Source organism: Prevotella melaninogenica (assembly GCF_018128065.1).
In the GTDB taxonomy this organism is placed as follows: domain Bacteria; phylum Bacteroidota; class Bacteroidia; order Bacteroidales; family Bacteroidaceae; genus Prevotella.
Map to the genome: position 1 here is coordinate 1,790,988 of NZ_CP072360.1, position 14,998 is coordinate 1,805,985.

Annotated in this window: 11 protein-coding genes; all 11 read right to left on the bottom strand. The window is 41.6% G+C overall.

What is annotated here, in order from left to right:
- Positions 1-58: 58 nt before the first annotated feature.
- The 11 genes from J5A56_RS13000 to J5A56_RS13800 all read right to left on the bottom strand — a co-directional run bounded on the left by J5A56_RS13000 (position 59) and on the right by J5A56_RS13800 (position 14,882).
- Positions 59-517, bottom strand: a complete 459-nt coding sequence (locus tag J5A56_RS13000) for a hypothetical protein (RefSeq protein WP_021670724.1) — start codon at positions 515-517, stop codon at positions 59-61.
- A gap of 20 nt (positions 518-537) precedes the next feature.
- Entirely contained in the window at positions 538-2,442 is a 1,905-nt protein-coding gene (dnaK, locus tag J5A56_RS13005) for a molecular chaperone DnaK (RefSeq protein ID WP_021670723.1), read from the bottom strand.
- A gap of 239 nt (positions 2,443-2,681) precedes the next feature.
- Positions 2,682-3,299, bottom strand: coding sequence for a DUF4840 domain-containing protein (locus J5A56_RS13010; protein ID WP_021670722.1), 618 nt, complete (start codon positions 3,297-3,299; stop codon positions 2,682-2,684).
- 735 nt (positions 3,300-4,034) lie between these two features.
- Positions 4,035-5,492 (bottom strand): TrkH family potassium uptake protein, encoded by a 1,458-nt coding sequence (locus J5A56_RS13015; protein WP_021671328.1) that lies wholly within the window; start codon positions 5,490-5,492, stop codon positions 4,035-4,037.
- 2 nt (positions 5,493-5,494) lie between these two features.
- The gene (trkA, locus tag J5A56_RS13020) at positions 5,495-6,835 is read right to left on the bottom strand and encodes a Trk system potassium transporter TrkA (RefSeq protein ID WP_021671327.1); all 1,341 of its coding nucleotides are present in this window, start codon (positions 6,833-6,835) and stop codon (positions 5,495-5,497) included.
- A gap of 71 nt (positions 6,836-6,906) precedes the next feature.
- Positions 6,907-8,829, bottom strand: coding sequence for a 1-deoxy-D-xylulose-5-phosphate synthase (dxs, locus tag J5A56_RS13025; protein WP_021671326.1), 1,923 nt, complete (start codon positions 8,827-8,829; stop codon positions 6,907-6,909).
- A 336-nt stretch (positions 8,830-9,165) separates the two neighbouring features.
- Positions 9,166-10,248, bottom strand: a complete 1,083-nt coding sequence (locus J5A56_RS13030; RefSeq protein ID WP_021671325.1) for an OmpA family protein — start codon at positions 10,246-10,248, stop codon at positions 9,166-9,168.
- Between the two features lie 326 nt (positions 10,249-10,574).
- Complete coding sequence (locus J5A56_RS13035) at positions 10,575-11,996, bottom strand: MATE family efflux transporter (protein ID WP_021671324.1); 1,422 nt, start codon at positions 11,994-11,996, stop codon at positions 10,575-10,577.
- Positions 11,997-12,232: 236 nt separating this feature from the next.
- A complete protein-coding gene (locus J5A56_RS13040) occupies positions 12,233-12,928 on the bottom strand; it encodes an FKBP-type peptidyl-prolyl cis-trans isomerase (RefSeq protein WP_021671323.1) in 696 nt (231 codons plus the stop codon).
- Positions 12,929-13,040: 112 nt separating this feature from the next.
- Positions 13,041-14,588 (bottom strand): glycine--tRNA ligase, encoded by a 1,548-nt coding sequence (locus tag J5A56_RS13045; protein ID WP_021671322.1) that lies wholly within the window; start codon positions 14,586-14,588, stop codon positions 13,041-13,043.
- A 168-nt stretch (positions 14,589-14,756) separates the two neighbouring features.
- On the bottom strand, positions 14,757-14,882 hold the full coding sequence (locus tag J5A56_RS13800) for a hypothetical protein (RefSeq protein WP_021671321.1): 126 nt from the start codon (positions 14,880-14,882) through the stop codon (positions 14,757-14,759).
- Positions 14,883-14,998 lie beyond the last annotated feature (116 nt).

A 14,998-nucleotide genomic window follows, 5' to 3' on the forward strand; every position in this document is an offset into this window, starting at 1 on the left:
ACAAGTCGCAACAATCTTAAAGAGATAGTTGCGACTTATTTGCTTTGTTTCTGTGATTTTACTTCGTATTAAGTTTCATAGCACATTGTTTATTATTATTAGAGAGAGCCCATATAAGCACACCTATACCAAAGCAAGCACCTAAACCAGCACAAACACTATGAATAACATTTTGGGGAGTGTTATCATCAGCATGCTTATCAAGCTGACCATGCGCTTTTTTTAGCTCTTCATTCCAATACTTCTCTTCTTCCAGAGAATTAGCATTAAGAAGTTTAGCTCTATAGACATCTAAAGTTTTTCCATATTGAGACTGGGATTCCTTTGACATCTCTTGCCAATTCTGGACAATAGAAGAAACCTCTTTCGCAAGTACATTAAAGAAATTTAAAAAAAGTTCTACATCTTCTTTTGTTAAGATAATCCCATCCGCTTTATTCCCAATATCTTCAAAAGAAGTAAAGCTATTTATAAAAGATTTCTCATTACCTTCTAACTTATCAATGCTTGGGTTCATGTTACTTAATTTTATAAGTTTTACTTCACTTCCTCAAAGTCAGCATCCTGGATGGTGTCATCCTGCTTTGGCTGCTCCTGCTGACCAGCATCGGCGCCTGGCTGAGGACCTGCCTGTGCACCTGCTTGGCTGTACATCTGCTGTGATGCTGCCTGCATAACGGTGTTGAGGTTGTTGATAGCTGTGTCGATGGCTGCAACGTCAGCTGACTTGTGAGCATCACGAAGCTGCTGGAGAGCAGACTCGATGCCTGACTTCTGGTCGGCTGGGATCTTGTCACCGTTGTCCTTCAAGAAGTTCTCGGTGGTGAAGATCATTGAGTCAGCCTGATTCAACTTGTCAATCTTCTCACGCTCTTTCTTGTCGTTCTCGGCGTTCTGCTCAGCCTCAGCCTTCATACGGTTGATTTCGTCCTCGCTCAAGCCGCTTGAAGCCTCGATGCGAATGCTCTGCTCCTTACCTGTTGCTTTGTCCTTAGCTGATACGTTGAGGATACCGTTAGCATCAATGTCAAATGTTACCTCAATCTGTGGAACACCACGGCGAGCTGGAGCAATACCAGTCAAGTTGAACTGACCGATAGACTTATTCTGTGCTGCCATTGGACGCTCACCCTGCAGAACGTGGATAGTAACCTCTGTCTGGTTATCAGCTGCAGTTGAGAATACCTCGCTCTTCTTGCAAGGGATAGTAGAGTTAGCATCGATGAGCTTTGTCATCACACCACCCATCGTCTCAATACCGAGGGTCAATGGAGTTACGTCAAGCAATACGATGTCACCCACACCGCTCTCCTTATTAAGGATAGCACCCTGGATAGCTGCACCAACAGCAACCACCTCATCAGGGTTGACACCCTTTGAAGGCTCCTTACCGAAGTAGTTCTTAACCAATGTCTGCACTGCAGGGATACGGCTTGAACCACCTACGAGGATAACCTCATCGATATCTGAAGTCTGCAACTTAGCGTCACGGATAGCATTCTGGCAAGGAACGAGACAAGCCTGAATAAGGTTGTGTGCCAACTGCTCAAACTGTGAACGAGTCAAAGTCTTTACCAAGTGCTTTGGAACACCGCCCTCAGCAGTGATGTATGGCAAGTTAATCTCTGTGGAAGAAGAGCTTGACAACTCAATCTTAGCCTTCTCAGCAGCCTCCTTCAAACGCTGCATTGCCATTGGGTCCTTTCTCAAGTCGATACCCTCCTCAGCCTTGAAGCCATCAGCGAGCCAGTCGATGATTACCTGATCGAAGTCGTCACCACCAAGGTGAGTGTCACCATTCGTAGAAAGAACCTCGAATACACCGCCACCGAACTCAAGGATAGAGATATCGAATGTACCACCACCAAGGTCGAATACGGCAATCTTCATATCTTTGTTAGCCTTGTCAACACCATAAGCAAGTGCTGCAGCAGTAGGCTCATTCACGATACGCTGTACGTTAAGTCCAGCAATCTGACCAGCTTCCTTGGTAGCTTGACGCTGTGAATCAGAGAAGTAAGCAGGTACAGTGATAACTGCATCAGTTACTTCTTGACCGAGGTAATCCTCAGCTGTCTTCTTCATCTTCTGCAGAATCATTGCAGAAATCTCCTGTGGAGTATATTTACGGTCGTCAATCTGAACTCGTGGATAACCACCCTCATTAACAACCTTGAATGGAACACGCTCAGCCTCTTTCTGACACTGTGCGTAAGTCTCACCCATGAAACGCTTAATAGAGTAAATGGTCTTCTCTGGGTTTGTGATAGCCTGACGCTTAGCAGGATCACCCACCTTACGCTCGCCGCCCTCAACGAAGCCAACGATAGAAGGTGTAGTACGCTTACCCTCGCTGTTAGCGATTACCACTGGCTCATTACCTTCAAATACAGCAACACAAGAGTTTGTTGTTCCTAAGTCAATTCCAATAATCTTTCCCATAATTGTATAGTATATTTTTTATTATTAATTCATATTCTGTTCTTGACGCTTGTCTTTCGCAGGGTATCAGCCTATTGGCTCTGTTTCCTGCACTTTAGCTATTGCCGACAACGTCATTTGCCAATTATTAGACAAATGATGTGCCAACAGAGATAGACTGACAGAATGGCAGAAAGAAAAAGTCCGAGAATCTCTTAAAAGAAATTCCCAGACTTTCGTTTATCCTATTTTATATAGAGTTATGCTCTTGGATCAGACCTAAAATCAAAAATCTCGCTATCTTTAAATAAAGCCTTGTCAATAGTATTATCTATCAGCACACCAGCTTCAATAAGTCGGAAACCTGTTATTTTCTTAGCACTATTATATCCACCATAAGTATATGCTGGATTAAACCAGAATCCGATTGCAACATCATGTGTCTTACCTCCATAAGTCAGTTTACCTAAATCTAATCGATAAGGAGCAACATAAAAAAGAATAGGCTTCACCTCAAACACACTTATAACACACTTGATATCCTGATTATGTAAAGCCTCAACCGCCTTTTTTAAATCAGAATCAGTGATTCTATTTGCCAGTATTTTACTTGGAATACCTTTTAAAACAAGCGTTGTATCATCCTTTATTTCCCAGTTTATGCGTACGGAGTCTTTCTTACTAATCACACTGTTGGCAGAATTGTAATTATAGGTAAACAATTTACCTTGATAGATTCCCTGAATCATGCTCAAAGCAGCTTTGCGTTCTGCAGGTGTTGGCAATTTACGCCCTCCATCATTATCACCCAGGCAAGAAGATAATGACAATGTTGCAATAAATACAACAGCTAAAAGTAATAAATTCTTTTTTTTCATTATAGTTAGTTTTGGTTTAATGTTTTGTACCTAAAAATCCATGATTTGGAAATTATCATAACACTTGTTTAAGCTTATCGGTTACAAAAATACAAATTATCTATTGATTTCTAACACAATTACTGTTAAAAGACCTCATAAAGAGTGATAATGAAAGAAAGTTAGTTTTCATTTGACAAATTGCTTGCATGAGTAATAAGAATTAAAATGGTTCTATAACGAATCGTGTGGGTAAATAGTTTTTTCCTTGCCAGCGTTCCTATGTTTAATGGCTTTATGGCTGAACAGATGAAGACGAATTAATCTACAAAGTATAAAGGAGTTTGAGCTAAACAAGCCTCTACACACCTCCTACGTATTCTTAGTATTACAACATTTTGCTCACAATTCATCCCCTGTCATCCTTATATCATGGTGAATTTTACCCTCCGCACATGTGGTGTTAACCCTCCGCACCATATGTGCTAAGCACCTGCACCACATGTGCAGAGTAACAGCACCACAGCAAATGATGGTAAACATTCACGAATATTGTATGAAATAAGACCTTAAAACATCCTTTTCCATTGGCTAAAGTGTTAAAGAGTAAAACTAAACTGAACAAATAACTTCTTTTTATGAATACAACAGATATTATTCTAATCGGGGCAAACAACCCACACGATTCGTTATAGAGCCATTAAAAAAGCCACTTGCTGTTTTTATACAACAAATGGCAGTAAGCGTTATAATGTCTTAGTTTTCTTTCCAGAAAGCAGGAGAGAAAAGAACCAAGACGGTGAACAATTCCAAACGACCAACAAGCATAAGGAAAGAACAAATCCACTTTGCCAAGTCTGGTAGCTGTGCCCATGACATAGTAGGACCAATTTCCATACCCAAAGTAGGGCCAACATTACCTAAAGAACTCAACGTAATCGTGATAGCATTCGTGTTATCAATACCAACCGCAATCATCATGAAGGCACAGAAGAGTGTCAAAATAAGATAAAGTCCGATGAAACCTAAAAGTGTTACACGCTTTGACTGTGGTATATTCAATCCATCTATCTTCATTGGCAAAACTGCATTAGGATGCAATATCTGACGGAACTCATTGCGCACCACCTTTAATAACATTACACCACGAATACTCTTGATACCACCACTGGTAGAACCAGAACAACCTCCAAAAAACATACAAGCAGCCAAGACAACCCATGTGACATGAGGCCATTTGGCAGCATCGTCGCTAAAAAGTCCTGTTGTTGTTATGAAGGAAACTACCTGAAAAAGAGAACTACGAAAAGCATGCTCTATCTCATAATGATTGCGGTAAACAAGTTCAAAGGAGATAAAAATAGTAAACGAGAGTACCATTATGGTATAGAAACGGAACTCGCTATTTTTCAATAGTTTCTTAATATCTAACCCTACAGCCGAGGCATACAACAAAGTAAAGTTGACACCAGACAGAAAACAGAACAAAGCACAGACGTACTCTTCTGCAGGAGAATGAAATGTTGTGATAGAACCGCTCTCCGTTGAGAAACCACCCGTCGCTGTACTGGTCATTGAATAGTTGAAAGCATCAAACCATCCCATACCACACAGCTTATAAGAGAATATACAAGCAATCGTCAAAACCAAATAAACGACCCAAATCCACTTGGCACTTGTACTCAATCGCGGATGAAGTTTACTCTTTATAGGACCAGTAGCTTCAGCCGCAAACACCTTTACCGAACCTCCCACCATAGAAGGGAGGATGGCTATAGTGAAGAACACGATACCTAACCCACCTATCCACTGAGTCAACGAACGCCAGAAGAGGAGTCCTTTGGGTAGATGTTCAGGATAATCTATAATTGTAGCACCAGTCGTTGTAAAACCAGACATTGCCTCAAAGAATGCATCTGTAAAACTCCCTATATAGCCACTAAGCATAAACGGAAGAGTCCCAAAGATTGTAAAAAGAATCCAAGATACCGTTACGACGAAATAAGCATCACGACGTCCCAAGAGGTTATCAGCATGGAGTCCCAACAATCGGAAGACGATACCAGCACCTGCCGTTATTAGAATACTCCACACGAAAGGCATGATATCAAGACCATTATATAACAATGACACGAACAGACAAAGAAGCATCAATACACCCTCTATCCACAACAGCGACCCAAGAATCTTGGAAATAAGCTTCAGATTAAGCATGGTTAAATAAATAATTTCTCCACCTTTTTCATATCAACATTATAACAGAAGACCACAACAGAGTCGCCTGCTTCAATCTGTGTATTACCAGAAACAAGCATGCCCTCTCCGTTTCTTACGAGTCCACCAATAGTCACTCCCTTTGGGAGATTTAGCTCTCTTACAACCTTTCGAGTAATCTTTGCATCAGGAACTGGTACAAACTCTGCCACATCTGCATTGATTGACATAAGGAACTTCACATTCGCTACATTTGCATCAAGCATCATCTGATAGATATGACTGGCTGCAAGTGCCTTCTTATTGATAATTGTACCAATGTCAAGTCCATCTGCCGTACCCACATAATCAAAGTTCTCTACGGATGCTACCGTCTTACGAACACCAAGTCGTTTAGCTGTCAGACAAGCCAAGATATTTGTTTCCGCATTAGAGGTTAATGCCACGAAGGCTTGTGTATGACGGATTCCCTCTTCCTGCAAGAGACCAATATCACGACCATCACCATTAATTACCAGCCTATCCTCACTGAATATGTCGTTCAGAACCTCACAACGAGCGGGATTAAGTTCAATAATCTTCGCATTCATATATTCTGGTAACATCTTTACAGCACGTGCAGCGGTCTTACCACCGCCCATAAAGATAACATTCTGTACATCGACATACTGCTCCTTGCCAACAATCCTACGGATATATGGGATATACTGCTTTGTAGTCATGAAATAAACCAAGTCGTATAACTGCAAGGTATCATTACCACCAGGAATAATCGTTTCATCATTTCGCTTAATGGCTACTACATGATAAGGATCGTCTGGTCCACTAATATCTTTCAGTGGCTGATTAAGAATCTCACAAGTCTCACGTAACTTAATACCCAACATTACCAATGCCCCATCATGCACATCCCAACGTTGGCGTACCCATGACATCTTCAAGCCATTGATAATGTCCTTTGCAGCCAATATCTCAGGGTAGATGATATCATCCACACCCATCTTACGAAACAGTTCTTTGTTAGACTCTTCAATATACTCCGAATTGTCCACACGTGCGACAGTCTTCTTTGCACCCAGCTGATGTGCCATAACACAAGCCGCAATATTAGCCGATTCGTTTGGAGTAACAGCAATAAAAAGGTCCGTGTGTTCCACGCCAGCATCTTTCAACCCCTTGATATTTGTGGCTGAACATTCCATAGTTAACAAGTCATACTCACTGCTGATTTTCTCCAGGTTTTCTGGATTCTCATCCATGAGTATGATATCTTGCATATTACGAGAAAGCAGTTTCGCCAAGAAAGTTCCAATAGCGTACGCCCCAGATATGATAATTTTCATTTCTTCTTCTTTTTCAATTAAAACAACGATGGAAATGGGTGATGGTAAATGATAGATGATAAAAAGATAAACTATTCATTAGCCACCATCAACTGTCGTTTGATACTTTCAATATCTATTCCACAGATTTCACGTAATTGCTGTACCGTTCCTTGTTCTACAAAATGGTCTGGCATACCCATGCGAGTTATCTGTGGTGTATAACCATGATCGCTCATCCACTCTGTCACAGCTGAACCCAAGCCGCCATTACGCACACCATCTTCTATCGTTATGATACGTGAAAAACGGCTGGCTACTTCCTCAAGAAGCTTATCATCCAATGGTTTCAAGAAGCGCATATCATAGTGCGCGACCGACGGACAATGACCTTCTGCGTTGTGTGGCTCTGCACCCTCTATCAGTTTAATAGCCTTCTCAACCTCATTGCCAATAGGTCCGATACTCAAAACAGCAACATCCCAGCCATCATGTAGACGACGTCCTGTACCCACCTCTATCTCTTTGAGTGGGCATTCCCAATCTGTCAAGACACCATTACCACGTGGATAACGAATAACAAAGGTACCCTTATCAGGCAACTGTGCCGTATACATCAATCTACGAAGTTCACGTTCGTCCATCGGTGAGGCTATTGTAAGATTTGGAATGGGTCGTAAGAAAGCCATATCAAATGCACCATGATGCGTTGCACCATCTTCACCCACAAGACCAGCACGGTCCAAACAAAGAACTACGGGAAGGTTAAGAATAGCTGCATCATGAATAATACTATCGTATGCACGCTGTGAGAAAGCACTATAAATATTACAGAAAGGTTGCAAACCATCCTTAGCCATACCAGCAGAGAATGTAACAGCATGTGCCTCTGCAATACCTACGTCAAAGGTGCGCTCAGGCATAGCATTCATCATTATATTCAAAGAACAACCTGTTGGCATAGCAGGTGTTACTCCAACAATACGAGGATTCTTCTTTGCAAGCTCCAACAGAGTTTTTCCAAATACATCTTGAAACTTTGGTGGCTCATTGGTGCGGTCCTGCACAATACGTTTACCCGTCTCTGGGTCAAACATACCAGGTGCATGCCAAACCGTTGCACTCTTCTCAGCAGGTTCATATCCCTTACCTTTCTTCGTATGCAAATGAAGGAGCTTTGGTCCTTTCATATTTTTCAACTGACGAAGAATACGGACTAACTCACCGACATTATTACCATCAAAAGGTCCGAAGTAACGAATATTCATACCCTCGAACATATTTTGTTGATGCGATAAAGCCGACTTAAGTGCATTATTAAAACGTAACAAGCCCTTACGACGTTCATCATTCAGCAAGCCTTTATCGTGCAACCATTGTGATGCTTTGAAACGCAAACGATTGTAAGTCTCATTGGTATCTAACTTTAACAAGTACTGTTCCATACCCCCCACAGCCCTATCAATAGACATATCATTGTCATTAAGAATGATAAGCAAGTCATTAGGCTGACTGGAAACGTTGTTCAGACCTTCAAAGGCTAAACCACCACTCATAGCGCCATCGCCTATAATGGCAACAACATGCCGTTGCTGCTTAGTAAGGTTAGCAGCAACCGCCATACCTAAAGCTGCGGAGATAGAATTGGAAGCATGCCCACAAGTAAAGGTATCATACTCGCTCTCTAAAGGAGAGGGGAATGGCATCAGACCATCCAGTTTTCGATTGTTACAAAAGTTCTCACGGCGTCCCGTCAGAATCTTATGACCGTATGCTTGATGACCGACATCCCACACGATACGGTCTTCTGGAGTATTAAAAACATAGTGGCATGCCACCGTTATCTCAGTCGCACCTAAGCTGGAGCCAAGATGACCTGGATTAACAGCAACCTCTTCTATAATATCCTTTCGCAACTGCTGACATAGTCTTGGTAATTCATCCAAAGAGAGTTTACGCAAGTCGGCAGGTGACTGTATTTTATTTAAAAGGTCGAAACTATTTTCCTTTGACATTATCGAATAACATGAAAACAATGCAAAGGTACGCTAAATAGATTAAAGGGCAAAATAAAACAGAGAGGTATTCTATTATTTAAGGTCGAATTAGTAAATGAGGCTCTAAATTAGACTATACAATAATTCTTTCCTAACACAAACAAAACAAAGTTTTAGCTGACAAGCACCCAATCAACAAATGAATGGATACTGTGTGATGAAATAAAAGACAACGCCTGACAAATAAGAACAAACAAATTAGAACATAAAAAACAGGAACGAACCTTAAAGATTCATTCCTGTTTATTATTTCAGTCAACCAACCTTATGAAGGTTAGCTAATTGATAGCTTAATTACTTAACGTAAACAACAGCCAAACGGTTAGAAGTTACGCCCTGTACACCCTGACCCTTAGCTTCATCAACGATGACACCACGGCTCTGGAGATACTTAGCAACAACGTCTGCACGGTTCTGAGAGAGGCGATCGTTGAGTGCCTTTGGACCCTCTGGAGAAGCTGTACCTACGATCTGTACGTGACGGCCTGCCTTAACATCATCAAGAGCCTTCTTAGCCTCGTTTGTGAGGAAGTACTTACCCTGAGCGAATGTTACGAATACCAAGTTGTCAATGCAGAGAGTCTGAGTTGTCTGTGCAGGAACCTCCTTAACAACCTCCTTAACAACTTCCTTAACAATCTCCTTAGGCTTAGCATTAAGCTGATCGCGGAGAGAGTTAATCTCATCGTTCAACTCACCAACATTCCATACCTTGAAGTTATGAGTACCATTAGAAGTCTTGAACTTGTAGTTAAGACCTACGAAGAGACCAAGCTGAGCAGCCTGCTTACCGAACTGAATAGCATCGCCAGGACCGTGTGTAAGATTCCAGAGGATAGCTGGCTCTACATAAAGCTGCCAAGCTCTCTTCTCACCGAGGTTGTAAGCGAAAGTAAGACCAGTCTTAGCTGTCAACTCTGTATCATCACCAGTGTTAGAAGTCTGAATGATGTGCTTGTCACCGTAAGTGATCCAGTAACCGATACCTGCCTCAGCACCTACCTCGAAACGACGATCTGGGTTGTACTCACAGAAGAGGTTTGTGAAGTTTACTGTACCGTTCAAACCGAGGTTAAGACCACGAACAACAGTATGGCTGTTAGAGAAACCTAAAGAACCAGTCTGCCAACGGTTGTCACCAAAGAATGCGAGACCCTCGAGGTTTGCACCATAAACTGGACTGAACTGCTTACCGAGCTTAAGACCAGCTGCAGCGTTAAGAGGAGTGAAATGACTAAGATTAAGAGGACCCATAACACCACCCTCTACACCGAGGTAAACATTGTCAAATGCCTTAGCCTTCTCGTAAGCTACCTGAGCCTGTGTACTTGTGATACCCATAGCGAGCATCGAAAGTGCAATCAAAAACTTTTTCATAAATGCTTAATATTAATTCTGTTAATTTTAGCGACTTAATTGTATTCGGTTTGCAAAGATAGCACTTTTTTTGAATAGACTACATTATTTCATAGAAAAAATTCTAATTATTTAGTAAAAAAGTGCTTTTTCAACATCTTTTTCACACTTTTGGACAATAAAACATGTCAAAAGCAGTTATTCAAAACTTTATTATTCTCTCAGAAAATGGTGTTTAGACAATAAATAAAAGAAACTTTTTCTTACCTTATATAATATAACAACTTGGTATAGTTATACTCTTTTACATTATTATATATAACATATCTTTATAACATAACAACGTATTATGTTTCTCTAAGACGCCTAAAAAGATAGAAGATAAACATCATTCCACGAAGAGACAGTTCAACAGCCATTGCAAACCACACACCACAAAGACCATAATGTGACGCAAGCGCATAAGCTAATGTTAGACGAATAAGCCACATACTGCCTAAGTTTATCAACGAAGGCCTCAGCGTATCACCAGCTCCAATACAGACACTATAAGCAACAATGGCTGCAGCAAAGAATGGTTCGGCAAAGGCTTCTATACGGAGAATAGATGTTCCTAAAACCTGAATTTCAGCTACAGGAGAGAGCAAACCTATCATTTCTGGCGCGAAGATATACATAACAACACCCATAAACGCCATTACAACCATACCAAGAGATACTGTCATCCACGCAAAACTACGATGAAGATCACGCCTATCAGCACCCACACTCTGCCCCACCAACGTTGTAGCAGCCTCACTAATACCATGCCCCGGCATATAACAAAGACTCTCTGCGGTGATAGCAAACGAATGAGCTGCAATAGCGATGTTACCCAAAGGAGCTACAATCATTGTTGAAACAAGTTGCGCACCATTCATCAGAAGATATTGTAATGCCATCGGAGCGCCAATCTTCATGGCATTCCATATATACTGCCAACGCCACACAAAACGTTCAACATCCAGTTTCCATGCCAGAATAGGGCTTTGAAAGATTGCATAATAAGCCAACGGAAGTGCAACACAAACAAAAGACAGAAGACTTCCGAGAGCCGCTCCAGCCACCCCTTCACCCAAACCCGGCATCGTTATCTCCATACCAAAGAGAGTAATTGTACGTGTAGGGAAGATAAAGAAATAGTTAAAAATCACATCCAGCACACACATCAATATCGCCATAAAACTTGGACGGCGCATATCACCTGACACCTTCAGCATAGCTGCTGACATATACTCGATTAGGTGGAAAGGGATTATGAGAGAGAAGATAAGGAAATAAACAGTTGCATCATGCTGTATATCAGCACCGCCACCCAGCCACACAGGAAGACGAGAACCGATAAGAAAAGTTATAAGCAGCAAAAACAGTGCAAAGCAAAGACCAAAAATATAGCCGTGACGCATAACTGCACGTGCCTTTGCAAAGTCATTAGCGCCAATAAAGTGGGCAACCTGAACAGAAAAACCCATCGTTACCGCACTCACCAAAGAGAAGAAAAGCCATGTCGCGGGCTCAACAAGTCCAATAGCTGCTGATGGTTCTGCACCGAGCGAACCCACCATTCCCGCATCGATATAAAACATCAAAACCGTTGTTACCTGCGCCAATATAGATGGGATACTGAGTTGGATAATGAGATTAAACTTCTCATTCCTGCTCATTACCTCACCACTACGAATCTTGGCAAGAAGACTTTCTGCTACGGATTTACTGAAAGATATACGCACGAGAATATGATAATATGTGAATAATAAAAACCTGAATAATAATCAACATGAACTTAATAAGGTAAGCCAACAGAAGCGCCCAGCAAAGAGTATCCCAAATACTAAAAGCAAAATAGGGACTTCGCTCCCGTCTGTCCGCTATTATTTCTAAGCCGAACACACGGGAACTTGTGTCCCTACATATAAGAATAAAGGTCTTACAGACCTTTCGAAAAGGCTATGACGTTCTACCTTAATTATGAATCCTTCAACTTTGTTCCCGGATGAGAGAAGTCTACAAGGCGCAAGTCAAAGATAAGAGTTGAATAAGCTGGTACCGCACCCGAAGCGCTCGCACCATAACCCAACTGATAAGGTATGTATACAGTCCAATGATCGCCACGATGCATTGACATCAAAGCAGTTGTAAAACCATCTACAAGACTTATCGGTTTCCCCTTAGAATCATAACTAAGACCTATGTAACTATGATTCGGACGAGATATTGCAGCATTAAAAGTATCGCTTGACCATGACTTATCAAAGATAAGTCCAGCCGTGTAAGTTGTAGATGGAATCAAACGCCCCATGTAATGCATAGATACAGAATCAGAATACAACGGACTCGTTGTGCCTGTCCCTGCTTGTTCCACATGTGCTATAATATAATTCTCTGGACTATAAGTCAACGCAGAACCTGATGTCTGCTTCTGGTTTTGGAAAGTATAATTAAGAATTATCTTCCATGAAGTATCACCACTCTTGATTTTCTCCTGAGTAGCTGTATAGAGTTTATTCCAATAAGTTTCGTTCTTTGACTGCCAATCAGCATACTCCTCTACAGTGTTATCTTTCTCAGTACATGAAGTAAAGAGACCTGCCGAAAGCATCATTCCACCCAAGCAGAAGGCACCTGCTGCACGGCGAATAAGGGTTTTTATATTCTTTGTCATAGTCTTTTATTTGAGAGGAAAGGGATAGCAGAGTAGGATTACATAGACGTTATAGCTTATCTTGATACGTTATAAGCACCTACAAAAGCCAACTCCGCTATCCTTCCTTTTATTAATCAATATCAATCTTCTTCAATAATGCTGTGATAGATACGCGATCCTCAATAATCTCACGCAGCTTCTCTACTGGCACACGCTCCTGCTTCATTGAATCACGATAACGCAATGTTACTGTATTATCAGTCAGAGTATCGCCATCAACAGTTACACAGAAAGGAGTACCAATAGCATCTTGACGACGGTAACGCTTACCGATAGAATCCTTAGCCTCCATATGTGTGTTGAAATGGAACTTCAGTTGGTTAACAATCTCTTGAGCCTTCTCTGGAAGTCCATCTTTGTTTACCAATGGTAAAACAGCACACTTAACTGGTGCTAAAGGCTCAGGGAGTTTCAAGACAATACGGCTTGATCCGTTCTCCAAAGGTTCCTCTGTATAACTATGACACATCACTGATAAGAACATACGATCTACTCCGATAGATGTCTCAACATCGTAAGGAACATAGTTCTCTTTGCGCTCTGGATCGAAATATTTTATCTGTCTTCCCGAGTACTTCTCGTGTTGTGAAAGGTCAAAGTTGGTACGTGAGTGAATACCTTCAACCTCCTTGAAGCCGAATGGCATACGGAATTCAATGTCAGTAGCCGCATTTGCATAATGAGCTAACTTCTCGTGATCATGGAAACGATAGTTATCGTCGCCCATACCTAAAGCCTCATGCCATGCCAAACGGTGCTTCTTCCAATATTCAAACCACTTCATCTCTGTTCCAGGCTGGCAGAAGAACTGCATCTCCATCTGTTCGAACTCACGCATACGGAACACAAACTGACGTGCAACAATCTCGTTACGGAATGCCTTACCAATCTGACAGATACCGAAAGGCAACTTCATACGACCAGTCTTCTGTACGTTGAGGAAGTTTACGAAGATACCCTGCGCTGTCTCTGGGCGCAGATAAATCTTGTTAGTAGCTTCAGCAGATGCACCCATCTCGGTAGAGAACATAAGATTAAACTGACGAACGTCTGTCCAATTGGTTGTACCACTGATTGGGTCAACGATTCCTTCATCAAGAATAATCTGCTTCAAAGCCTCAAGGTCTGGTCCTTGCATAGCCTCAGCATAGCGTGCATGAAGGTCGTCACGCTTCTTCTGATTTTCAAGAACACGTGGGTTGGTCTCACGGAACTTAGCCTCATCGAAAGCCTCACCAAACTTCTTAGCTGCCTTGGCTACTTCCTTCGCAATCTTCTCCTCGTATTTTCCTATCTGGTCCTCAATGAGATTATCAGCACGATAACGCTTCTTTGAGTCGCGATTATCAATCAATGGGTCGTTGAAAGCATCAACGTGACCGCTGGCTTTCCAAACAGTCGGGTGCATAAAGATAGAGGCATCGATACCAACAATATTGCTATGCAGCAATACCATTGACTGCCACCAATACTGCTTGATATTGTTTTTCAGCTCAACACCGTTCTGACCGTAGTCATAAACAGCTGCTAAACCATCATAAATATCACTACTTGGGAAGACGAAGCCATACTCTTTGCAGTGGCTCACAATCTTCTTGAAAACATCCTCTTGTGCCATAATAATCTATTTATACCTTAATTTTTGACGCAAAGTTACGCTTTTTTAGCCGAAAAAGAACAGGTTTACTACGAAACTTTCGCCTAAATCGATTATTCATGAGCCAGTCTTTTGATTTGACTGACGTTATGCTATCTCGTAAACAATGCCTTACAATATAGTATTATGCTAACAATCATGAACTTTTCTTGCATTTTTAACAGGCATATTGATGCCCAACACGAATGGTGTTAAGCCTCCACACCAATCGTGCTGACGCTCCGCACCATTGGTGCGGAGGCTTAGGTCAATCATTGAGAGGGGTTATCTATTCAGATGATAACAACCCATTTGGATTGAAAAAAGGCTATGATGCGAGTGAAACAAGAGTAGGCAACAAACAGAAAACCAAATCCAACACTTGAATAAGC